This window comes from Rhodococcus sp. OK302 (genome assembly GCF_002245895.1).
Taxonomy (GTDB): Bacteria; Actinomycetota; Actinomycetes; order Mycobacteriales; family Mycobacteriaceae; genus Rhodococcus_F.
The window spans coordinates 5,530,344-5,553,197 of the sequence record NZ_NPJZ01000001.1; the positions used below are offsets into that span (position 1 = coordinate 5,530,344).

Sequence of the window (22,854 nt, forward strand, 5' to 3'; positions counted from 1 at the left end):
GCCACAGTCATGTGCGTCAGATCCCGCGACCCGGGTTCAGGATGTTCTTCGGATCGAACGCGGCCTTCACCGACAGCATCAGCTCCCGCTCGACAGAACCCACCATGTCCTCCATGTACGGCGCTTTGAGAACACCGATGCCATGCTCACCGCTTATCGTGCCGTCCAATTCCAGTGCCCCCGCAACGATGTCGTCGAACGCACGCCTCGCACGACCCTGCGCTCCAGCCTCCGTTGCGTCGAAAACGATGGTGGGGTGAAGATTTCCGTCGGCAGCATGACCGAAGGTACCGATGATGACGCCGTGTGTCTCGGCTGCTGTTCGGATGCAATCAAGCATGCGCGGTAGCGCCGGTACGGGCACGGCAACGTCATCGAGCAAAACAGTTCCCATTGCTTCGAGCGCCGGCAATGCCATCCTTCTCGCCGCAGTGAAGGCTTCCCCTTCTTCAGGATCGTCGGTATGGAACACCTCACTCGCTCCGGCCCCATCACAAGCGGTCGCGCACTCCGCCGCCTCTTCCGCTGCCGATCGACCGTCACATTGAATGAGGAGCATTGCTCCCGCACTTTCGTCGAGACCCATTCTCGTGAAACGGTTTACGGCCGCGATGGTGACGTCGTCCATCAGCTCCATCAGACACGGCTCTGCAACCACAGCTACCGCCAGGACGGCATCGATCGCCAGCTCTGCCGAGGCGAAAAAAGCAACGACAGTGGTTGCCGCAGTAGGCGCGGTGCGCAACCGCATCGTCGCTTCGACAATGACCGCAAGCGTTCCCTCGGAACCGACAAGCAGGTGTGTGAGGTCGAGACCCGCCACATTCTTACGCGTCTTCGCCCCGGTACGAATCACCCGTCCGTCGGCAAGGACTGCAGTCAGCTCAGCGACATGATCGCCCGTGACTCCATATTTGGCGCAACAGATTCCACCGGCGTTGGTGGCCAAGTTGCCACCGATAGTGGAGATGGCCCGACTACCAGGATCGGGAACATACCAAAGCCCTTGCGCCCGAGCTGCATCTGCCAGATCACCGTTGATCACACCCGGTTCCACTGTCGCGGTGCGAGCAGCCGCGTCGATCGCCAGAATGCGATTCATACCCGCGACGCCGAGGACGATGCAACCGTCGATCGCGTTGGCTGCGCCCGCCAAACCGGTTCCGGCGCCGCGCGTTACAACCGGGACGGACAACTCGTGAGCAATCTTCATCGTTGCCACGACATCGACGGCGGACGTGGCCTTGACCAGGGCAGCCGGGACACCCGCCTCTGTCAGTAGGGATTGATCACGAATGTAGGTGCCCATTCGATCGGGATCGGTAGTCGCCCTCTCCCCCAAAGCTTCCCGCAACCGCCTGGCAAGTACATCCACAGAAGTGGTCACTGCGTTCGACCTTCGTAGAAACCGCGCACATGCTTCTCGACAAGCTTTGCCGCATCGTCGGATTCACCACGTACGATCGCGTCGACGATGGCTTCATGCTCCGCGAGCAGTACACCCAATGTGGCGGTCGAATCCTCGAGAGCATCAAGTTCACGCATCAGATAGCTCGCAATACCGTCGCGCAGCACTGTCATCACCAACCCGAACGCCTTGTTCCCCCCGGCGCCGGCGAGTGCGACATGGAAATCGACGTCGGCGTCGTGAAACTCGGCAGCGCTGCCAGTGGCCGCAGCCTGGCGCATGCGTTCGACCGCAACATACGCAGCCTCCGGAACAACGGAAACACCGCGCAGCGCAGCGGCCTCGAGAAGTACCCGCAATTCGACGAGATCGTGAAGCGGTACAGCACCGACCTGAACTGCCGCACTCAACGCCGTCGCTGCGGAATCGGCAGTATTCTCATGTGTGACCCGCGGCCGGGCCGTCGACACGGTATCCGCGCCGGTCACCAAGCCCTGCGCTTGCAGCACGCGGAGAGCTTCCCGGACGGTGGATCGTCCGACCGAGAATGTCTGTGCCAGTTCCGCTTCCGTAGGCAATGACTCACCCACCGGCAATGTTCCGTCGAGAATCGCGGCGCGAATCCTTCCTGAGACTGCAAGAGCCAACGGTATTCGAGACAACGGAGTTGTATCCATACCGCGACGCTACCACCTCTTGCCTGCTTGTCTGACAAACTGTTTAATAGAGATGATTCATGACCCGGATCACCTACAGGTGCGCGTGAGCGTCACCTACAACTACGTAGACAGGTGTCGAACATGACCGAAAAGCTCGAGTTGGATCCCGCAACCACCGCAGTCGTGCTCATCGAATACCAGAACGACTTCACCACCGCCGGTGGCGTCCTCCACGACGCCGTCGCCCCCGTCATGGAATTGACCGGGCTACTCGCGAACACCACTACACTGGTCGACGCCGCCCGCGCGGCCGGCGTCACCGTGATGCACGCACCCATTACATTCGCCGAGGGATACAACGAAATAACCTCGCATCCCTACGGAATCCTCAAAGGCGTTGTCGACGGCAAGGCGTTCGTGAAGGGATCCTGGGGCGCTGCGATTGTCGACGAACTGACCCCACAGGACGGCGACATCCTCATCGAGGGCAAGCGCGGACTCGATACCTTCGCCAGTACCAACCTTGATTTCATTCTGCGCAGCAAAGGAATTCGCACGATCATCCTCGGCGGCTTCCTGACCAACTGCTGCGTCGAATCGACCATGCGCACCGGATACGAAAACGGTTACCGCGTCATCACTCTCACCGACTGCGTCGCCGGAACTTCGGTCGCGGAACATGAGAACGCCATCACCTACGACTACCCGATGTTCTCCCACCCGGTGACATCAAAAGATGTACTGGACGCACTCGCCTAGCTCGGCGCCTGTTCCAGCTCAACGACTGTGCGCGAGAAGGAATTCACGGCTCATGACGCTCACGCTGGCGTGAACCTTCTCGTGGAGCAGATCGTGCCCGGCATCCTCGAACTCACGCATCTCCACGTTCGGAAGCGTCGCCGCCCACTTGCGCACCGGATCGATCGGCGCTATTCGATCGTCGACGCCGTGAACTACCAGAACCGGAATCCGAGAATCTGCCAGCTCGCCCCAACCTGCTTGTGCAACAGCGCTTCGCGGAATTCCACACAGCACCGCCGACGTAAAATCGTGGTCCAGGTGTGCCAGCATCGTCAACGCGGTTACAGCGCCCAGGGAATGCCCCATGACTGCCTGCGCGACACCGGGCAACGCGTCCCGTGCGATATCTGCCAACGTAGCGGCATCCGCAGCCAGATCCGACAACGGCGCCGAAGCCCCCGGCGCGCCCTCCGACAATCCGTGCCCGGTGTGGTCGACCGCCCAGACCTCGATACCGACGGACGTGAGCGCGCCCGCAAAGCGGTGGTACTGACCGCTGTGTTGCCCTAGCCCGTGCAAGAACACCAAGGACACCCGCGGCGTCGCGTCGCCGGACACCGACCAGCGTCGAAAGTGCACCTGACCGGTTCGACCGTCGAAAAAGGGCATGGCAGTTATTCTGCACGGCTGACCTCCCATCCGAAGCGCCCGGTATGTCTGAACCCCACTTTTGTCGGACCACACTGGCACAATCGCGTAGGTGTTCCTCCTCGACGATGAGATCGTCTACAGCGCCAGTGACCTCTCGGCAGCCGCAACGTGCGAGTTCGGTCTCCTGAGACGACTCGACACGAGGACGGGGCTGATCACGGCCGACGGTGTCGACGTAGATCCGATGCTCGAACGGACATCCGCGCTGGGCGATACCCACGAGCGCGAGCAGTTGGAGCGTTTCATCGCCGAACACGGCGACGCCGTAGTTGTCATGGAACGACCGGAGCACACTCGTGCCGGACTGACCGCGGCCACACTCGCCACCGTCGAGGCGGCACGCGCCGGGGCGCCCGTCATCTATCAGGGAACTTTCTTCGACGGCAGATTCCTGGGGTTCTGCGATTTCCTGGTCCGAGAGGGCGATCGGTACGCGGTCTACGACAGCAAGCTTTCGCGGCATGCCAAGGTCTCGGCCCTCCTACAGTTGGCTGCCTATGCCGACGCACTGGACCGCAATGCCATCGCAGCTTCGGATCAGGTGCACCTGTTGCTCGGCGACGGCAGCACGTCGTCTCACGACATCGGAGACATCGCACCGGTATTTGCCGCCCGTCGGGCGGCACTCGAGCTGGTCCTCGACGAGCACCGGGCGGAGGGCAGGCCGGCAGAGTGGCTCGACGATCGCTACCTGCGGTGCGGCCGTTGCGACACATGCAGTGTCGAGGTGGAAAACCATCGTGATCTGCTGTTGGTCGCCGGAGTTCGTGGTAATCAACGGGCTCAGTTGATGGCCGCGGACATCAACTCGATCGACGAACTTGCCGTCAGCGAAGGCCCCGTCGACGGTATCCGCGCCCAAACTCTGGAAAAGCTGCGCACTCAGGCCGCACTTCAAGTGCGCCAGGAGCAATCCGGCAACGCCGAGTTCACCGTGTTCAACAAAGACGTGCTCGCCGGACTCCCGGTTCCGAACGACGGCGACATCTTCTTCGACTTCGAAGGTGACCCGTTGTGGGCCGAAGACGGCTCCCCCGACTGGGGCCTGGAATACCTGTTCGGCGTGGTCGAAGGTCCGGCCGAGACGTACGAGTTCAGACCGTTCTGGGCACACGACCGGGCCGGTGAACGTCAAGCGCTGATCGATTTCCTCGACTACGTGACGGCACGCCGCGACGCGTATCCCGGGATGCACATCTATCACTACGCGGCCTACGAGAAGTCCGCGCTGCTGCGTCTGGCCGCCCGCCATGGCGTCGGCGAGCAGGTAGTCGACACATTGCTCCGCGAAAACGTTCTGGTGGACCTCTACCCCCTGGTTCGTCAGTCGGTACAGATCGGCGCACGCTCGTACAGCATCAAGAAACTCGAACCGCTGTACATGGGAGAGCACGGCCGCGGCGGCGACGTCACCAATGCGGCAGCGTCGGTGGTGGCGTACGCCGACTACTGCGTACTACGCGACGCCGGAAAAGCCGACGAGGCTCGCGAACTCCTCCAAGGAATTTCCGACTACAACGAGTACGACTGCGAATCTACTCTCCGACTACGCAATTGGCTGGCCGAGCGTGCCGCAGAACATGGCGTTACCCTTCGCCAGCCTACCGGCCAAATCTCCATGCCGGTAGAAGAACTCACCGAAACCGAAATTGTTCTGCGCGAATTCGCCGGACACAAAGCGGGTTCGACACGCACTCCCGAACAACAGGCCGCGGCCCTCCTCGCAGCTGCCGTCAGCTATCACAACCGAGAACGAAAGCCGTACTGGTGGGCGCATTTCGACCGCTTGACCGTCCCGATCGAAGATCTTGTCGACGTTCGCGACGTCATGATCGTCGATGTCTCGAACGTCGAAACGGACTGGCATACAAGCACTCCCCGACAAAAGAAGCGTCGACGGCATATCCAGTTGACCGGAAACTTCGGCACGGGAAGCACAGTCAGCCCGGGGACCGATCTGTTTGCCTTGTACGAGACACCGGCACCGAGCGCCGTAGCGAGCGAAACCGCCGGACAGCGCGGCACCAGCAACGCGAAGGTCACCGCCGTAATCAAAGTCGACGGCCACGACGTCGTGACCATCGAAGAACTGCTGAGCGGTGACGAATACAGCGATGCACCGGTCGCTTTGGCTCCCGGACGCCCGATCCCGACAGGCCGGATGGAGAAGTCCATCGCTGCCGCTGCGTCGGAAGCCTGCGGAATTCTGCCTGAGTTGCCGCGAAACGCCGCGGTCGACATTCTGCGACGCCATACTCCCCGAACCCTGTCCGGTGCTGCGCTTCCCGCTGTCGACGCGGGCAACGACTACGCCTCGGCGATCACCGCCGCCCTACTGGACCTCGACGACTCGTACGTTGCCGTGCAGGGACCTCCCGGCACCGGCAAGACATACACCGGTGCGCGAGTGGTCAAGGCCCTGATGGAACAACACCATTGGCGAATTGGCGTTGTCGCACAATCACATTCGGTGGTCGAGAACATGCTGGGCGGCATCGTGAAGGCCGGCGTGGACCCGACACTGGTAGCAAAGAAGGGTAAGCGCAGCCGGACTGCAGAGTGGATGGATATCCCATCCGAGCAGTACCCTGGTTTTATCGCCGAAGCCGAAGGCACCGGATGCGTGATCGGTGGTACTGCTTGGGATTTCGCGAACACGGATCGTGTACCGGCCGGCAGCCTGGACCTCCTCGTGGTGGACGAGGCCGGCCAGTTTGCACTGGCCAACACGATCGCCGTCTCAATCGCCGCCCGCAATCTACTCTTGCTCGGCGATCCGCAGCAGTTGCCCCAGGTCAGTCAGGGCACCCACCCCGAACCAGTCGACGAATCCGCACTCGGCTGGCTGGCCGAAGGGCACGGCGCACTGCCCCCGGAACTGGGATACTTCCTCGAGAAGACCTGGCGCATGCATCCCGACCTGTGTGCGCCGGTCTCCGCGCTGTCCTACGACGGAAAATTGCATTCGCAGGAATCCGTCACCGGCGCAAGAAAACTCGACGGTCTCGCGGCCGGAGTTCATACAGTCTTCGTCGAACATCGCGGCAACTCAACGTACTCACCCGAAGAGTCGCAGCAGATTGTCATACAGATCCGCGAACTCCTGGGCACCCCGTGGACCGACCCGAGCGAATTCGACGGCACCCGCCCCCTCGATCAGTCCGACATCCTGGTGGTCGCGGCCTACAACGCGCAGGTCGGCACCATCGAGCACGACCTGGCCGCAGCCGGATTGACCGACGTCGAGGTGGGCACCGTCGACAAGTTCCAGGGTCGCGAAGCCGCTGTTGCCATCGTGTCGATGGCGGCCTCCGCGATCGAAGACGTTCCGCGAGGAATGTCGTTCCTGCTCTCCCGTAACCGCCTCAATGTCGCAGTCTCCCGCGGCAAGTGGTGCGCGATCATCGTTCGGTCACACGCGTTGACGCAGTACATGCCGAGCACCCCGGCTGGGCTGATGGAACTCGGCGCGTTCATGCGCCTGACCAGTTAGGACAGGCCAGGCGCCAGCTGGGCTGGTTATCCGAAGCACCTAGCCAGCTGGGCTGGTTATCCGAAGCACTGCCCTTCACCGCGGTAGGTAGGTACCGCGGTGACCGTGCCGTCGGCATCGACCACATTCACCATGTCGAACCGCTCGCACAGCTCGCCGGCCTTCGCGTGACGGAACCACACCCGATCACCGATCGCGATGTCACCGGCAACCCGTCCGGTGACAGGCGTCTGGACTTCTCCGGCGCCTTCGTTTCGGAGCAGTTTCAATCCGCGAGGGCTCATCGGCGTCGGAATGCGGGCGGGACCCGCCGGGCCGGAGGCGATGTACCCGCCGCCGAACAGCGTGGTGACCTTGGGCGTCGGTTTGCGGACCGCTGAGAGCGCGAAGAACAGAGCGGGGTCAGGCCGGAAGGCTCGGTACCTGTCGAACAATGTCGGTACGTACAGGCCCGAACCAGCGGTCACTTCGGTGACTACTGAATCTGCGGCACTTACTTCGAGCGATCCGGTGCCACCGCTGTTCACGATTTCGAGAGTGCCCACAGCATCGGTGACTGCCGCGACAACAGCGCCTCGCCGCTCGGACAACTCGCGCGCCGACGCTTTCTTGATCAATCGAATTGCGGCGCTCGCGTCCGGTAGACCGGCTATCTGCGCCTCGTAGAACATGACTCCCACGACGGCGAATCCGCGTGCACGCGCAACGGACGCCAGCGCGGCGACAGCACCGGGTTCACGCAGCGGTGAACGTCGCACGCCGATGTGGACCGGACCGAACCGCAGCGAGGCGTCCACATCGAGACACACTCGGATCGGCGGAGTTCCCGAAGAAGACGAACGGACGACGTCGAGTTGAGCGGCGTCGTCGATCATGAGTGTGATCGATTGGATCGCGACCGGGTTGGCAGCAAGATCAGCCAGGGCCCCACGGTCGACCGTGGGGTAACCCATCAAGACGTCGCGGGCACCGAGACCGACCAGCCACAGAGCTTCGCGCAGTGAGTAGGCCATGATTCCTCGGAATCCACCTGCTGCGGTCAGCCCGCCCCCGAGCGTTTCTTCGAGAACTGCGCGGCAGCGAACCGACTTACTGGCCACCCGCACGGGCGTTCCGCCGGCCCGTCGCACCAGATCTGCGGCATTGCTGCGCAGGGTAGTGAGGTCGAGGGCAGCAAGTGGCGGGTCGAGTTCGCGGGTAGCTGCAGTGAGTCGATCCAGAGTTGTAGTCACGTGTGTCCAATCGTCGCGGCGTTGCGGTCAGTCAACCACTCGACTTGGACGAATGTCCAGGAATCGGTTACTTCGGCGCTTCGATCGCCCTGTTGGCGATTACCCGAACCATTTCACCGAATTCCACGATTGTGGCATCCGAATCTCGATCGACGAGCCATCGAAGCACCAGGCCGTCAATCATGGCGAGACTCAATCGGGCCAGCGACGGCAGCGGCTCGGTCCACATTGTGCCGGAGATACTGGCGCATTCCTCCAGAAACGCAATGGCAAGCTCATCCATGATTCGATACTGATCGTTCGCAACAGCACCCGCGCGTTCTGCACCGAGATTACGACTGCGCAACGCCTGAGCGGTGATCTCATAGGTCAGCAATTGCCGATCCGGCGTCGCCTCGATAAGTGGCCACATTCCGGTCAACCCGATATGCAGCAGTTCCTTGAGTCCTTGAATTCCGCTCAGATCCGGAGCATGCCGAACCTGCCCGAATGCATGCTGCATCGATTCACTGAGTTGACGAATAAGAGTCTCACCCATCGCCGCTATCAACGCTTCTTTGCTTTCGAAGCAATAGTGAACTACGCCGAGCGATACACCAGCCTCTTCGGCAACCGCTCTCACAGTCACCGAACTGACGCCTCTTTGTTCAGCTATGGACATCGCAGATTCAACCAATTGTATGCGGCGTTCGTCCGCCGGAAGCCTGTTCAGCATCCACTGATCGTAGAACGGAGCGAGACGAATCTACGCGCAATGCTTGCCTGGACGAACGTCCAAGTGCATTATTGAGCGATGGTTTCGGACACATGGCAGAACTGGGCTGGCACTCAAAGCGCCACACCGCGACAATTCGCGACCCCGAGAAACGCGCGCGAGCTCGCCGCCCTCATCGTGGATGCCGCGTCTCGCGGCCTTCACGTCAAGGCGGTCGGTGCCGGACATTCATTCACCGGAGTGGCTGTTACCGACGGCATCATGGTCAGCCTCGATAACCTCACCGGGATCGAATCGATCGTCCCGACCGACGACGGCGCCCTTGTCACAGTACTCGCCGGAACCCGCCTACATGCCCTCAACGAGGCATTATGGGATCGCGGGTACGCCATGACGAACCTCGGCGACATCGACGTCCAATCCATTGCCGGCGCAGTCGGCACCGGAACCCACGGAACCGGCGCACGCTTCGGTGGACTTGCAACTCAGATCCGCGGCATCGAAATCGTGACCGCTGACGGCTCGATCGTCACGTGCGACGCGGATCAAAATTCGGAACTGTACGAAGCGGCACGAATCGGCCTGGGCGCGGTCGGCATCATCACCAAGATCACGCTCGCGTGCTCCCCCCGATTCACGTTGCACGCCGTCGAAAAACCCGACACGCTGTCCCACATTCTGGACACATTGGAAGACGAATGCCTCAACGTCGACCACTTCGAGTTCTACTGGTTCCCCCATACCGACCGAGTACTCACCAAACGCAACACCAGACTCCCCGGTGACACACCGCTGAAGCCTGTCAATTCGGTCCGCGCCTACGTCGACGACGAACTCATGTCGAACACCCTTTTCGAAGGCGTCAACCGAATCGCGGCTCTCGTGCCGGCTGCGATCCCTGCTATTAACCAATTTTCCTCACGAATGCTCAGTGCTCGCGAATTCACCAACCGCAGCTACGACGTATTCGCGTCGCCGCGCCGCGTGAGATTCAAAGAGATGGAATATGCCGTTCCGGTGGAACACGTCAAGGACGTACTTCGCGAAATCGACAAATGGTTGAACAAGTCGGAAACAAGGATCGCGTTCCCTGTCGAGGTTCGTTTTGCCGCGGCCGACGACGTCTGGCTCTCGACCGCTAACGGCCGCGACACCGCCTACATTGCCGTGCATCAATATCACCGTCGCGACGAAGCCGAGTATTTTGCCGCTGTCGAAGCTATCGCTCGCGCCGTCGACGGCCGGCCGCACTGGGGAAAAATGCACAGCCGAACCGTCGACGACCTACGTCCCACCTACAAACGACTCGACGATTTCATCGCGATCCGGGACAAGTACGACTCGGATCGTGTCTTCCGGAACGCGTACCTCGATCAAGTCCTCGGAGACTGACTGCCACGCGCTACTGACGTAGCAATTCCGCTTTCCGCGAATCGCTCGCAAACGATGCCTTGATCGAATTGCGGGCAAGAGTCTCACGTTCGGACTCGGTCAACCCGATTGCTCGACCCAACTCCGCAAAGTTGTCGTCGACGTACCCACCGAAATATGCCGGGTCGTCGGAGTTGACCGTCACGATCAACCCCATCTCCAACATTGCCCGCAACGGGTGATCCTCGAGCTTGTCGAACACGCGCAGACGGACATTCGACAGCGGGCAGACCGTCAGTGGAATCTCCTCGTCCACCAACCGTTCCACGAGCGCCGGATCTTCGAGCGCACGAACTCCGTGGTCGATACGTTCTGCACCGAGGATGTCGAGCGCCTGCCAGATGTACTCGGGCGGACCTTCTTCGCCGGCATGCGCAACCACATGCAGTCCTTCGGCGCGAGCACGTGCGAAGACGTCCTCGAAGAGTGACGGCGGATTACCCACCTCCGCCGAATCCAAGCCCAGGCCGACGATCGGCGCCTGCAACCTGATGATCTCCGAGAGCATCTCTTCAGCATCCTTGACCGGTTGATCGCGAAGAATCGCGGCAATCGCAGCACTGCTGATCCCGAATTCACGCTCACTCGACGCCACCGCGTCCATGATTCCGTCGAGCACCTCGGTCAACGGAACTCCACGGACTACGTGAGCCTGCGGGTTGAAGAAGAACTCGGCGTGTGCGACACCTGCTGCTGCAGCCCGGCGAAAGTATGCCCGCGTCAGGTCCGCAAAGTCCTCGGCTGTGCGCAACACAGCCATGTTGGCAAAATACAGATCGAGGAACGACTGCAGGTCGGAGAACTCGTACCGCGATTTCAGATCATCGATATCCTTGTAGGGCAAGTCCATTCGATTGCGCTCGGCCAACCGGTAGATCTGTTCAGGCTCGAGTGAACCCTCGATGTGCATGTGCAACTCTGCAACTGGCGTAGCCATGTGGTGTTACCGCCCCTTCCAGACTGGTGCCCGTTTTTCGGCAAATGCGGTCGCACCTTCACGAGCGTCCTCGGAAGCGAAAACCGGTGCCATCAACTGCATCTGCTTCGCGAAGGCCTCGTCGTCCGTCCAACCACTTGCCGCGCCGATAATCTCCTTGGTGACTGCGACGGCGAGCGGACCGTTGCGGGTGATGCGGTCGGCGAGGTCGAGTGCACCTTCCAGAGCCTTACCCGGCTCGGTGAGGGTATTCACGAAGCCGTAACCGTGAGCTTCCTCGGCGGTGAAAGGATCGCCGGTCAACGCAAATTCCAACGCCTTCTGATAGGGAATTCGCTTGGGCAGACGCAACAATCCTCCGCCTCCGGCAACCAAACCTCGCTTGACCTCGGGAATACCGAACTTGGCCTCCCGGGACGCAACCACCAGATCCGTGGCCAACACCAACTCCGTTCCGCCGGCAAGAGCAAAACCCTCGACCGCTGAAATGATCGGTTTACGCGGCGGCCCCTCGGTGAAACCGAGACCGCGGCCGGGAACCACGACGTTCTCACCGGCCACAAAGGCCTTCAGATCCATTCCGGCACAGAAATTTCCGCCGGCGCCGGTCAGGACAGCCAATGACAACTCGTCGTCGGCATCGAGTTCCTCGACAGCGGCTGCCAAACCGTGACTGACTGCAGCATTGATCGCGTTACGTGCCTCGGGTCGGTTGATCGTGATGATCATTGTCCGCCCGCGACGTTCGGTGAGAACCTCGTCTGCCATGAATGTTCCTCTCGTAGTCTTTCGACGCCGCCGGAGGATTACGCGACGTTTCGCTCGACAATACGGACGAAGCCTTCCGCATCGATCTGCGCGGTGTCATGAGTGCAGAACCAGCCGCGAGTGAATCGCGCCGATGTCAGTTCCGGCGAGTTCCAGTACCGGCGTGCGACGCTCGGCCCACGGCACAACAGTTCACCGTATCCATCGGGCGCGTCCGGCCCGAACAACGCGACTTCCATTCCGCCGAAAGCGATTCCCACACTTCCGAAATGGGTGGACGCCGATTCCATCGGCAGTATGAGGCCAGCACCACACGTCTCGGTCTTTCCCCATCCGATCACATGCTGCGCCGACGGGAACGCGGACAATAATTTCGCTTCCTGTTCCGCTGTGATCGGCGATCCGCTGCAGTCGATCCACCGCACCGACCTCGAACCTGCCCGCGCTGCCGGCCCCGCCGCCAGAAGGCGAGGTTCGAGAAGATCTTCGGGACGCCCCGTGATGATGTCGACGGTATGAGCGCTCTCGCGCCAAAAATCGCCGGCAACTACGACGGTACCGCCCACCACCAGCGTCGCCAGAACATGGACTAACTGCCGGATCGACCTGAAATCACTGTCCACCACAAGATTTCGAACACCTTCGACGCCGTAGTCTCGCGAATGCAGCAGTGCCTCGATGGCCGAGAGCAAATTTTCGTTGGTCAACTCGACGCCGAGCATCACGCCCGAAGAATCTGTTGTGTATGCAAGTACCGCCAACTCGTCCGGTGCAGCGCCGTCGTCGATGAACGGAAGGCCCGCGGGTAGTTCCCCGTCCAGCACCAGCACCGAACCACTGTCCGCGATCACCCAATCCACGTCGGCGTCGGTCCACGCCGCGCCGAGGGAGACAGGAACGCCGCCCGCGAGGATCACCCCGAGGCACGCTTCCATCCACCGGATACCGGCAGCGAACCGGATGGCAACACGGTCACCGATCTCGATACCTCGAGATTTCAAGCCGCCGGCCACCCGCGAGGCGTCCGCCCACAACTCTGCGAAGGTGACCTGATTGCCGTCGACTTCCTCCACTGCAACGCGCACCGAAAAGCGGTGGACTGCGACATCGAGCAACTCCGAGAGCGATGGATCCAATTGGCGGTAGCGCAGCAAACCGTCCGTCGCGCGACTTACCCGCCCATCCGTGAGCAACTGATTGGAACAGGGATACTCGACAAGGCTCGACCGCATTGGTACCTCCACTGAACTGACAACCCACACCGGTCATTCGACTATATGATGTAGATCACACTAAGTGGAGCACTCTGACGATAACGCCTACTTATTGACCGGCATAAACAGCTTTGCCAGGTCCCACGTCGAGGAAACTGCGCACGGCACCCCGGAGATCATCAGTATCGAATAATGCGCCGGACACCACCGGCGTCACGGCATCGGCATGCGCAATACCGCCCGAACGCCACGCCTCCACAATCTGCTTTGTCGCGTGATGGGCACGGGTCGGTCCGTCGGCCAGCCGGTTCACCAGCGCCCGCGCGGCGGCATCCACGTCGTCGTGGACCGCATTGACCACACCCCACGAAACCAACGTCGACGCGTCGTACACATCGCCCGTCATCACGAGCTCGCGGGCCCGGCCGGAACCCGCACGTTCCGCCAACCGCTGCGGCCCACCCATCGACGGCGTCAACCCGACCACTGTCTCCACCAGTCCGAACTTGGCCTTGGTTGACGCGAGAATGATGTCGCAGGCCAACGAGATTTCGAACGCCGCCGTCAACGTCAGGCCGTGGGCCGCATAGACCACCGGGCAGGGTAGCGCCTCGAGAGGATGACAGATCTGTGCAAACAGATCACGCCACAAGTCAGCCGCCTGTTCCGGATCGAGACCGTCGAACAGATGGACGTCGACACCGGCGGAATTGACCTTGCCCTCCGCTCGCAACAGGACCGCGCGCGGCGGCGCGGCGGTCAGCGCCGCAATGTCTGCGATCACCGCATCGAACATGGCTCGATCGAACAGATTCAGCGGTCCGTGCGCGAATGTCAGCACGGCCACCTCGGCACCTGCCGCTGTTGTGGACCGTTCGAGACGAGTGGGATGCGATTCGGAAGCAGTCATGACCGTCACCTTGCCACACCGAATCGACATACGATCGAACGGTGGACGGACTGAGAAGAGCACTAACCGACGTTGTGGGACAACGGTTCGTCACCGAAGATCCCGATGTTCTCGCTGCCCGGTCAACCGATCACACCGGCCGATACCGTGGGCGGGCACGCGCTCTTGTCCGGCCGGCCGATACAGCAGAACTAGCAGCCACACTCGATGTCTGCCGGACGCTCGGAGCACCCGTTACCGTGCAAGGTGGCCGTACCGGTCTGGTGGCCGGCGCAGTGCCCGAGAACAACGACGTCTTGCTCTCGACCGAACGCCTGACCACCATCGGAGCCGTCGACAGAGATTCGATGCGCATCAGCGTCGACGCGGGAGTCACACTCGCGCAGGTACATTCAGCCGCGGCGCACGCCGGATTGAAGTTCGGGGTCGATATCGCATCGCGGGATTCCGCAACCATCGGCGGGATGGCCGCCACCAATGCCGGTGGCCTGCATACGGTTCGTTACGGAAACATGGCCGAGCAGGTCACCGGACTCGAGGTGGTTTTGCCCGACGGTTCCACCGCGCGACGGTCTCCGAAGGTCCGCTCCGACAACTCCGGATACAACCTCCCCGCGCTGTGGGTGGGCAGCGAAGGAACGCTCGGCGTGATCACACGCGTCGATCTGACGCTGCGGGCGATACCGAAACATCGCGTCACCACTCTGACCGGTTTCGATTCACTCGCGGCCGTCGTCGACGCCGGACGCGCATTGCGCACGTTGGAGGGTGTCGACGCGCTCGAGCTGCTCGACGGCCGCGGCCTGGAACTGGCGGCGGGCAAGCTCGGTGCCGCGGTTCCGACGGGGCGACGGTGGTACCTCTTGGCAGAGGTATCGGGTGCCCATGACCCGCTCGAAGAATTGGCGTCCGTCCTGGATCGGATCGCTCCGCCCGAAGCGCCCGCGGTTGCCGTCGACGCGGCCGGTTCTGCTCGATTGTGGGCCGCACGTGAATGTTTCGCAGAGGTGGTGGGCCTGTTCGGGCCGCCGCTCAAATTCGACGCGGCCCTCCCCCTCGATGAACTTGCCGGATTCGCGGAGGATGCGGTTGCCGTCATCGCGGACGCCGCGCCGGCCGCGATACCTGTTCTGTTCGGACATGTAGCCGAAGGAAACATCCACCTCAATGTGCTGAACTGCCCGGATGCCGACGGTGTGTACGGCCGTGTTCTCGAACTGGTGCGTGGCCGCGGCGGAAATATCAGTTCCGAGCACGGAGTCGGCTCGCTCAAACGCAACTACCTCGACCTGGCCCTCTCCCCGGAGGACATACAGGCGATGTGGGCGATCAAGCGAGCCTTCGACCCCGGCGACTATCTCAATCGCGCAGTGATGTTTCCTGACGCTCTTCGTCGGTGACCGCTCCGGCTCCACCGACCGCCATGGCTTCGTCGTGGGCGTCTCCACGCTGCGGACGGGCGAAGCAGACCGATGCCACGAACCCGACGAGGAGCACACCGGCCGGCAGCCAGATCGACTGAGACATTGCGGTGCTGAAAGGTTCACGAACGAATTCGGGGAGATCTCCCACGGCACCTTCGGAACTGCCGCCGCTGAGTCCCTGCGCTGACAACCGTGCGGTAATCAGCGCTCCGATAGCCGCGCTGCCGAGTACGGCACCCACCTGACGCGTGGTGTTGTAGACGCCGGCTCCGGCGCCCGCTTGCATCGGCGGGAGATTGTGCGTCGCAGTGGCGGCAAGGGGCGACCAGATGCACGCATTAGCGAAGCCGATCAGGCCGATCGGCAGAAGCAGTTCCCAGATCGCGACGTGCGGCGACATGACCAGCGCCAGCCAGCCCAGAGCGATGGCGAACAGCAGGAAGCCCGAGCCCGCGATGTAGCGCGGATGGGTCTTGTCCACCTGCTTGCCGATGATCGGCGCAAAAATGCCGGTCAGCACGGCCATCGGAACCATCAACAGTGCCGACTGGGTCGGCGAGAGTCCGCGCACCGCCTGCGCGTAGAACATCAGTGGCAGCACCATTGCAGTAATCGCGAAACCCATTGCGGTGATGGCAATGTTGGCGAGCGAGAAGTTGCGGTCCTTGAAGAGCCCGAGCGGCAACAACGGTTCGTTCTTGTTGCGCGACTGGTAGAACACGAACACGATGAGCAGCAGTATGCCGGCGCCGATGAGGCTCCAGACAAAGCCGTTCCAGTCGTAGGAGCTGCCTTCCTGGATGCCGAAGACCAGCAGGAACATGCCGGCCGCACTGAGGATCACGCCGGGGATGTCGAACTTGTGCTGGCTTGTCGGCAACGACGGAACCAGCTTCCACGCGAGTGCGAAAGCGATCACTCCGACAGGAACGTTGACAATGAAGATCCACTGCCAGCCGAGAGTATCGACCAGGACACCGCCGGCGAGGGGTCCGACCAACGTCGCGACACCGGCAACCGCGCCCCACAGACCCATGGCTGCGCCGCGCTTGTTGGGCGCAAAGGTACGGGTGATGACAGCCATCGTCTGCGGCGTCATCATCGCCGCGCCCAGGCCCTGGAAGGTCCTGGCGACGATCAGCATTTCGATGCTGCCGGACAATCCGCACCACAGCGAAGCACCGGTGAACAGCACGAGGCCGATCATGTAGACGTTCTTGGGGCCGAACCGGTCACCGAGCCTGCCGGTCACCAACAGCGGGACCGCGTACGCCAAGAGGTACGCACTGGTGACCCAGACGACCTTGTTGATGTCGGATCCGAGATCCTCCATGATTGCGGGGTTTGCGACCGCGACGATCGTACTGTCCACGAGAATCATGAAGAATCCGATGCACAACGCCCAGAGCGCGTGCCAGGGATTTACCTGCTTTTCCATCTTCAGTCCTTAGTAGGTGTGCCAGGGCTTGCGAAGCCGACATGGCGGTCGAGGAGTTCTTGTGAAAGCCAAGGCAATTCACCGGTCTCGATTTCGGTAACCAACGCGCTCAGCCACTCACGCTCGGCGATAGTCATCGCCCGGACGTAGTCGCCGCCCACCGTGAAGATTCGAGGCTTCTCGACTGCCTGTGGTTGGCAATCGGTCCGGTCGAAATCAGCGATCGTGGCATCGAGGTGACCGATCCGGATACGCAGCATCTCGCATGCCGTCGCGGCCGTCAGGTTGTGCATCTCGGCCAACGCGAGCGGCAGGCGCGGATACTCACGAACCGGAACGGCCAACATCTCACGCAACTGATGCTCGAGCGCTGCCCGACCCGAAGCTGTGATCTCGTACGTCGTTCGTTCCGGCCGATTTCCTTCCCGGTCCGTACCGATGGAAGCAAGCAACGTCTGCTGCTCGAGTCGACCGACCGTGTGATAAAGCGACCCGGGTTTGATCTTGACCAACTGATCACCACGACGTACCGAGGCCAGTTGGTACATCTCGTAGGGGTGCATCGGCCGTTCAGCCAGCAAACCGAGAATGACGATACCCAGAGGGGTCAGCGAAATGTCGTCCATGAATGCCCTCCCGGGTTGAGATTCTCAACTATTCCACGCCAAATAGTCGGTACGGAATATACGGCCATGCACCATCTGAATCAACCCGAAGGATGCGATAGCGTTCTCCGTCGTGGACGAACATCACCTCGACATCATTCGACTCGCGTGGGCCAGGCACCTCGGACTAGGCGATTCGGCCTTGCGAGCGGCGCATACCGCCAGGGTCATCGAGGACACCACCGAAGTGATCCACGTTCTTCGACTTGCCGACGCCGACGCCGACGTCGGGCCGCGATGGTTCATGGAACGCGCCGCCGATGCGGACATCCGCACACTGTTGGAACCGCCGCTCCTGCTCGAACTGACCAAGGATCACGGCGGCCGGATCGCATCGCACACCGATCTCGCCTTCCTCTCCGACTACACGGACACCGTTCCCACAGAACAACTTCTGATCTCCCACGAGCGTGCCGACGCACTCGCCGTCGCGCAGGCCTGCCCACCGGACGACGCTGTTGTTGCCGATCTGGACGACCGCGAACGCTGGTTCATCGCATTAAGCGATGACCACCAACCCCTCTCTTGCGCCGCCTACCGAGAGTTCCAAGGGTTTGTCGCAGACCTCACGATGCTCACGGTTCCCACACATCGGCGATGCAAATTAGCTTGCGGCACAACTTTTCTCGCCGCCGAGGACGCCCTCGACGCGGGCCTCGTACCCCAACTTCGCATCCCCACCGGACACCACGGCGGCGCAGCAATCGCCCGGGAACTCGGCTTCACCTTCCTCGGAATACACACAACAGTCGCGGTTCTTTCCGCGTAGCGTGTAAACACGCCGGCACCCTCGAGGAAAAGAGACTTTCATGGAATCAGAATCTTCCGGTGCCGCGTACGAACCGTCCAGTGCGACTTACGACCCTTCCAGCGCGACCTATGTCGAGGGCGGCCGCGAATTCAAGCGCGACACCAACTACATCCCGACGCGCATCACCGAGGACGGCCGCGACGGGTACCCCGTAGAACCGGAGCGCTACCGCCTGGTCGTCGCACGCGCGTGCCCCTGGGCCAATCGTGCGATCATCGTCCGCCGACTCCTCGGTCTGGAAGATGTTCTGTCGATGGGTATCTGCGGCCCCGTCCACGACAAGCGCAGTTGGACTTTCGATCTCGACCCCGGCGGTATCGATCCGGTCCTGAAAATCCCCCGAGTGCAAGACGCCTATTTGGCGCGCGATCCCGAATACCCTCGCGGCATCACGGTGCCCGCCATGGTGGAGATCTCCACCGGCAAAGTGGTGACCAACGACTATCCGCAGATCACGCTGGATCTGTCCACCGAATGGAAGAAATACCACCGTGAGGGGGCACCCGACCTGTATCCGGTAACCCTGCGCGCCGAGATCGACGAAGTAGCCGACCTCGTATTCCGCGACGTCAACAACGGCGTCTATCGCTGCGGCTTCGCCGGGTCACAGGAAGCCTACGAGAAGGCGTACGACCAGCTGTTCAACCGACTGGACTGGCTGACGGAACGTCTTGCACAACAACGCTTTCTGGTTGGTGACACCATCACCGAAGCTGATGTCCGGCTGTTCACCACGCTCGTACGGTTCGACCCCGTCTACCACGGCCACTTCAAGTGCAACAGAAGCAAACTCACCGAAATGCCGGTGCTGTGGGACTACGCCCGCGATCTCTTCCAAACCCCCGGCTTCGGCGACACCATCGACTTCGCCCAGATCAAGGCGCACTACTACATCGTTCATTCCGACATCAATCCCACCCAAATCGTGCCCAAGGGACCGGAATTGACGCATTGGCTCGAACCGCACGGCCGCGAACAACTAGGCGGCCGCCCGTTCGGGAACGGCACTGCGCCGCATCCGCCCATTCCATCGGAAATCGTGCCGCCGGAGCAGTGGGCAACGCGATAAACTCTGGGCAACGCGATAACGCGACACATCGAGCAATGTCGAGTTCTACTCCCCCGCGTACGTTCCGAAACTCCAATACACGCCCTCCGGATCACGACACGTGAAACCACGTGAACCGTAGTCCTCGTCGCGAAGCCCCTGCGTGATCGTGGCACCGACGCACTGCTCGATCGTGCAGTGCGTCGGCATCACCTACGACGATGTACACCGATCCCACGCCGACCGGAAGTCCCGAGATCGCAGAATCTTCGCGCGGAGAGCCCAGCATGATCCCGCCGCCGCCAGGCCAATCGAGCTGCGCATGATCGACAACATCACCGTCGCCGTACACGGCCTTCTCCGCAAAACCGAAGGCCCTCACGAGAAATCGAATGGCTTCACGGGCATCGGCGTACAGCAATGTCGGCCAAATCTTTGCACTCGGCACATTCGAAGTCTCACTCATGGTGTTCTCCTGGTTGTCTCGGATCCGGGTGTATGACAGGTACCACCCGCTCCGCGGCGGAAACTTCCCCTATTCTCGAAAGCGAAGTCCCACTCGATTCCGAGGAGGACACCTGCGGAGGGGCAGCGCGATGGCCAAGTCGACGAACACCGTGATCACCAACGACGCCGGACGGATCGAAAAGATCCTCGTCGCCGTTCTCGACAACGGCAGCCGACTCCAAGCTCCGGCCGTCGCCAAGTACGTGAATCACGTCCGTAGGTCACATCCCGACGAATCCCCCGCTCAGATCGTCACCCGAATGGAAAAGATGTTCCTCCTCGCGGTGACCGGCAGTGGCAGCGCCGTCGGAGCAACCGCGGCCGTCCCCGGAGTCGGCACAGTTGCGTCTATCGCCGCCGTCGGAGCGGAGTCCGCATTCTTCCTCGAAGCATCGGCGCTCCTCACTCTCGCTGTTGCCTCGGTCCACGGCATCTCAGTCGAAAATCACCAGCAACGACGGGCCCTGGTACTGGCCGTCGCGCTCGGTGAATCGGGCATGGAAATCGTCCAGAAAGTAACCGGTGTGACCGCCAAGAACTGGGGCACGGCCATCACCAGCAAAATCCCCGGATCCACCATGCGCGGAATGAACAGCACACTGGTGCGCAAGTTCGTGACAAAATACGCCGCCAAGCGCAGCGCACTCATCCTCGGGAAGTTGATCCCCGCGGGTATCGGCGCCGTCATCGGCGGCGCCGGCAATCGTGTGATCGGCAAGGGCGTCGTCAAGAATGCGCGCGAAGCATTCGGTCCGGCACCCACGAGGTGGACCGATCACCTGATCGTCATGCCTGCCGACGATCCATTTACCTCCGACGGCACCGACACCGCACGGGTACTCCGTAGATAACCTCGCGGGCCGTACGCTCGGAACAGATAACAGCCGTCGACGCAGGAGCAGCTTTGACCAGAACTGCATCGGGGCGAGCCTCCGCGCCCATCGAAATTCGAGGGTTGACCAAGACGTTCAAAACGGTGCGGGCAGTCAACGATCTCAGCTTCGACGCCCCGGCAGGCTCCGTCACCGGTTTCCTCGGGCGCACCGGTGCCGGAAAAACCACCACCCTGCGCATGCTGCTCGGCCTGGTGTCACCCACCGAAGGCTCCGCGACCGTCAACGGCCTGCCGCTGTCGCGACTACCGTCGCCTGCCCGCACCGTCGGAGCAGTTCTCGACACTGGCGGCATCCATCCCGCCCGGACTGCGCGTGCACATCTCGAGATCTACGCCGCGGCTATCGGAATGCCGGCAACGCGCGCCGCGCAGGTTGTGGCGTTGGTCGGACTCGAGTCGTCCGCCGATCGCAAAACCGCATTGTTCTCGCTGGGTATGAAGCAACGACTGGCACTTGCCACCGCAATGCTCGGTGATCCGGAAATTCTGGTACTCGACGAACCCGTCCGCGGACTCGACCGCGAAGGCATCGCCTGGCTGCGTCAGTTCTTACAGACGTTCGCCGCATCCGGGCGAACAGTATTGATATCGAGCGAGACCCTGAGCGCAGTGGAGGCGATGATCGACCACGTGGTCGTCGTGAATACCGGTTCCCTGGCCTACGAAGGAAGCATCGACAGCCTCCGCGCGTCGCGTCGAAGCCGACTCGTCGTTGCCTGCTCGAACCCGCCCCTGTTCGCGACCGCCCTGGCCGCCCGCGGAATCACCGATGTACAAATAATGCAGGACGGAAGACTCGCGATCAGCGGCACCGACAGTTCCGCGATGGTGCCCGTTTCGGCTGCCTCGGGAGTGACCATCTTCGACGTTTTCACCGATCACGGCGATCTCGAGCAACTGTTCATTTCGATGACCACACCACAATTTGCCGTCGCCCCTGTCCGATACGGCCCACCTCCGGTGCAGTACGGTCCCCCGTCCGGATACTTCGGGCCAACTGGATACGGACCCTCGGGAGGGCAACGGTGACGACCCTCGGAAGGGCAACGGTGACGACTCTCGTTCAGGCTGAAATGAAGAAGGTTCTGACCCTGCGCACCTGGTGGGCGCTCGCACTGGCGCCTGTCGTCATTGCCTTCGTTTCCGGTTCGATCACTCGACCGCTGGTTCAGTCGATTGCGGATTCAGCTGACGCTTCCTTCGACGTCAATCTTGCGTCGACGGCAATCGTGCTCGCCGGATCCTCGGTCGTCGCCCTCGTCTTCGCGATAATTTTCGGCGCGGTCACTGTTGCAAACGAATTCACGCACAAAACTCTCACCACCACGTTCCTCACCGCGCACGGGCGTGACGGCGTGATTGCAGCCAAGCTGGGTGTCATCGCGGCGTTCGCCGTCGGCTACGCGCTTGCCGTGCAAGTCGTGGCTATCGGCGCGATGTTCTTGTTCAATCGCGACTTCGGTTTCACAACCGACCTGTTCGCCATCTGCGGTGCGGGCGTTCTCGCCTGCGCCTTGTGGGCCCTGATCGGAGCCGGCTTCACTCTGCTCACCGGTTCCGCGATGGCCGGCGTGCTGCCGGTGACACTGTGGTTCCTGCTCGGCGAGTGGATTCTCCGAGCATTGCTGGGTGCTGTCGGTGCCGACGGGATCGGAACCGCATTGCCGGGATCGGCGGCCATCGGCACCATCGTGAATGCGGGACCGTCGGTCGAGCTCGATTGGTTTACGGCCTGGCCGAGTGCGCCGATGTTCCTGATCGCCTGGGTTGTCCTCGTCGCCGGCGCCGGCTGGCTACGCATCAGGACCCGCGACATCACCTGAGCGGAGTCTGTCTGCACCCGGGTC

20 protein-coding genes and 1 pseudogene are annotated in these 22,854 nt (G+C 61.8%); 9 read left to right on the top strand and 12 right to left on the bottom strand.

Features of this window, described 5'->3' with window-relative positions; translation table 11 throughout:
• Positions 1-16: 16 nt before the first annotated feature.
• Together BDB13_RS25205 and BDB13_RS25210 are read right to left on the bottom strand one after the other, a co-directional pair.
• On the bottom strand, positions 17-1,387 hold the full coding sequence (locus tag BDB13_RS25205; protein WP_094274204.1) for an FAD-binding oxidoreductase: 1,371 nt from the start codon (positions 1,385-1,387) through the stop codon (positions 17-19).
• The gene (locus BDB13_RS25210) at positions 1,384-2,085 is read right to left on the bottom strand and encodes a FadR/GntR family transcriptional regulator (RefSeq protein WP_094274205.1); all 702 of its coding nucleotides are present in this window, start codon (positions 2,083-2,085) and stop codon (positions 1,384-1,386) included. The genes BDB13_RS25205 and BDB13_RS25210 overlap by 4 nt, the downstream gene beginning before the upstream one ends.
• Positions 2,086-2,208: 123 nt before the next feature.
• Here BDB13_RS25210 and BDB13_RS25215 point away from each other — a divergent pair, with 123 nt between their 5' ends.
• On the top strand, positions 2,209-2,826 hold the full coding sequence (locus BDB13_RS25215) for a cysteine hydrolase family protein (RefSeq protein WP_094274206.1): 618 nt from the start codon (positions 2,209-2,211) through the stop codon (positions 2,824-2,826).
• A gap of 18 nt (positions 2,827-2,844) precedes the next feature.
• Here BDB13_RS25215 and BDB13_RS25220 read toward each other — a convergent pair whose 3' ends face one another.
• Positions 2,845-3,477: an alpha/beta hydrolase gene (locus BDB13_RS25220; RefSeq protein WP_169632290.1), complete on the bottom strand. Its 633-nt coding sequence runs from the start codon at positions 3,475-3,477 to the stop codon at positions 2,845-2,847.
• A 91-nt stretch (positions 3,478-3,568) separates the two neighbouring features.
• Between BDB13_RS25220 and BDB13_RS25225 the strand changes: the two genes are divergently transcribed.
• Positions 3,569-7,012, top strand: coding sequence for a TM0106 family RecB-like putative nuclease (locus BDB13_RS25225; RefSeq protein ID WP_094274207.1), 3,444 nt, complete (start codon positions 3,569-3,571; stop codon positions 7,010-7,012).
• A gap of 56 nt (positions 7,013-7,068) precedes the next feature.
• Here the strand turns inward: BDB13_RS25225 and BDB13_RS25230 are convergent, their stop codons facing one another.
• Together BDB13_RS25230 and BDB13_RS25235 are read right to left on the bottom strand one after the other, a co-directional pair.
• A complete protein-coding gene (locus BDB13_RS25230; RefSeq protein ID WP_094274208.1) occupies positions 7,069-8,244 on the bottom strand; it encodes an amino acid deaminase/aldolase in 1,176 nt (391 codons plus the stop codon).
• 67 nt (positions 8,245-8,311) lie between these two features.
• Positions 8,312-8,959 (bottom strand): TetR/AcrR family transcriptional regulator, encoded by a 648-nt coding sequence (locus tag BDB13_RS25235; RefSeq protein WP_094274209.1) that lies wholly within the window; start codon positions 8,957-8,959, stop codon positions 8,312-8,314.
• Between the two features lie 78 nt (positions 8,960-9,037).
• On the opposite strand from BDB13_RS25235, the gene BDB13_RS25240 reads away from it, so the two are divergent.
• A complete protein-coding gene (locus BDB13_RS25240) occupies positions 9,038-10,351 on the top strand; it encodes a D-arabinono-1,4-lactone oxidase (RefSeq protein WP_094274210.1) in 1,314 nt (437 codons plus the stop codon).
• 10 nt (positions 10,352-10,361) lie between these two features.
• Here the strand turns inward: BDB13_RS25240 and BDB13_RS25245 are convergent, their stop codons facing one another.
• The 4 genes from BDB13_RS25245 to BDB13_RS25260 all read right to left on the bottom strand — a co-directional run bounded on the left by BDB13_RS25245 (position 10,362) and on the right by BDB13_RS25260 (position 14,219).
• Positions 10,362-11,327 (bottom strand): adenosine deaminase, encoded by a 966-nt coding sequence (locus BDB13_RS25245; RefSeq protein ID WP_094274211.1) that lies wholly within the window; start codon positions 11,325-11,327, stop codon positions 10,362-10,364.
• A 6-nt stretch (positions 11,328-11,333) separates the two neighbouring features.
• Positions 11,334-12,095, bottom strand: coding sequence for a crotonase/enoyl-CoA hydratase family protein (locus BDB13_RS25250; protein ID WP_094274212.1), 762 nt, complete (start codon positions 12,093-12,095; stop codon positions 11,334-11,336).
• Between the two features lie 38 nt (positions 12,096-12,133).
• Positions 12,134-13,327, bottom strand: a complete 1,194-nt coding sequence (locus BDB13_RS25255) for a class I adenylate-forming enzyme family protein (RefSeq protein WP_094275188.1) — start codon at positions 13,325-13,327, stop codon at positions 12,134-12,136.
• A gap of 91 nt (positions 13,328-13,418) precedes the next feature.
• Positions 13,419-14,219: an enoyl-CoA hydratase/isomerase family protein gene (locus BDB13_RS25260; RefSeq protein WP_094275189.1), complete on the bottom strand. Its 801-nt coding sequence runs from the start codon at positions 14,217-14,219 to the stop codon at positions 13,419-13,421.
• Between the two features lie 41 nt (positions 14,220-14,260).
• Here BDB13_RS25260 and BDB13_RS25265 point away from each other — a divergent pair, with 41 nt between their 5' ends.
• On the top strand, positions 14,261-15,619 hold the full coding sequence (locus tag BDB13_RS25265) for an FAD-binding oxidoreductase (RefSeq protein ID WP_094274213.1): 1,359 nt from the start codon (positions 14,261-14,263) through the stop codon (positions 15,617-15,619).
• On the opposite strand, the gene BDB13_RS25270 is transcribed toward BDB13_RS25265, so the two are convergent.
• Complete coding sequence (locus tag BDB13_RS25270) at positions 15,579-17,081, bottom strand: MFS transporter (protein ID WP_094274214.1); 1,503 nt, start codon at positions 17,079-17,081, stop codon at positions 15,579-15,581. The two genes, BDB13_RS25265 and BDB13_RS25270, sit on opposite strands and share 41 nt — an antisense overlap.
• Positions 17,082-17,083: 2 nt before the next feature.
• Positions 17,084-17,707, bottom strand: coding sequence for a PadR family transcriptional regulator (locus BDB13_RS25275; RefSeq protein WP_094274215.1), 624 nt, complete (start codon positions 17,705-17,707; stop codon positions 17,084-17,086).
• Positions 17,708-17,819: 112 nt separating this feature from the next.
• On the opposite strand from BDB13_RS25275, the gene BDB13_RS25280 reads away from it, so the two are divergent.
• Both BDB13_RS25280 and BDB13_RS25285 read left to right on the top strand, forming a co-directional pair.
• Positions 17,820-18,515 (top strand): GNAT family acetyltransferase, encoded by a 696-nt coding sequence (locus tag BDB13_RS25280; protein ID WP_094274216.1) that lies wholly within the window; start codon positions 17,820-17,822, stop codon positions 18,513-18,515.
• A gap of 40 nt (positions 18,516-18,555) precedes the next feature.
• Positions 18,556-19,626 (top strand): glutathione S-transferase family protein, encoded by a 1,071-nt coding sequence (locus BDB13_RS25285; RefSeq protein WP_094274217.1) that lies wholly within the window; start codon positions 18,556-18,558, stop codon positions 19,624-19,626.
• A gap of 45 nt (positions 19,627-19,671) precedes the next feature.
• Here BDB13_RS25285 and BDB13_RS25290 read toward each other — a convergent pair.
• A pseudogene (locus BDB13_RS25290) lies at positions 19,672-20,071 on the bottom strand (VOC family protein).
• A 130-nt stretch (positions 20,072-20,201) separates the two neighbouring features.
• Here BDB13_RS25290 and BDB13_RS25295 point away from each other — a divergent pair.
• Genes BDB13_RS25295 through BDB13_RS25305 form a run of 3 tightly spaced genes read left to right on the top strand, consistent with a single transcriptional unit; the run spans position 20,202 to position 22,830 of the window.
• A complete protein-coding gene (locus BDB13_RS25295) occupies positions 20,202-20,963 on the top strand; it encodes a hypothetical protein (protein ID WP_094274218.1) in 762 nt (253 codons plus the stop codon).
• A gap of 53 nt (positions 20,964-21,016) precedes the next feature.
• Positions 21,017-22,036, top strand: a complete 1,020-nt coding sequence (locus BDB13_RS25300; RefSeq protein ID WP_094274219.1) for an ATP-binding cassette domain-containing protein — start codon at positions 21,017-21,019, stop codon at positions 22,034-22,036.
• Complete coding sequence (locus BDB13_RS25305) at positions 22,033-22,830, top strand: ABC transporter permease (protein WP_254922951.1); 798 nt, start codon at positions 22,033-22,035, stop codon at positions 22,828-22,830. The genes BDB13_RS25300 and BDB13_RS25305 overlap by 4 nt, the downstream gene beginning before the upstream one ends.
• The last annotated feature ends 24 nt before the right edge of the window (positions 22,831-22,854 follow it).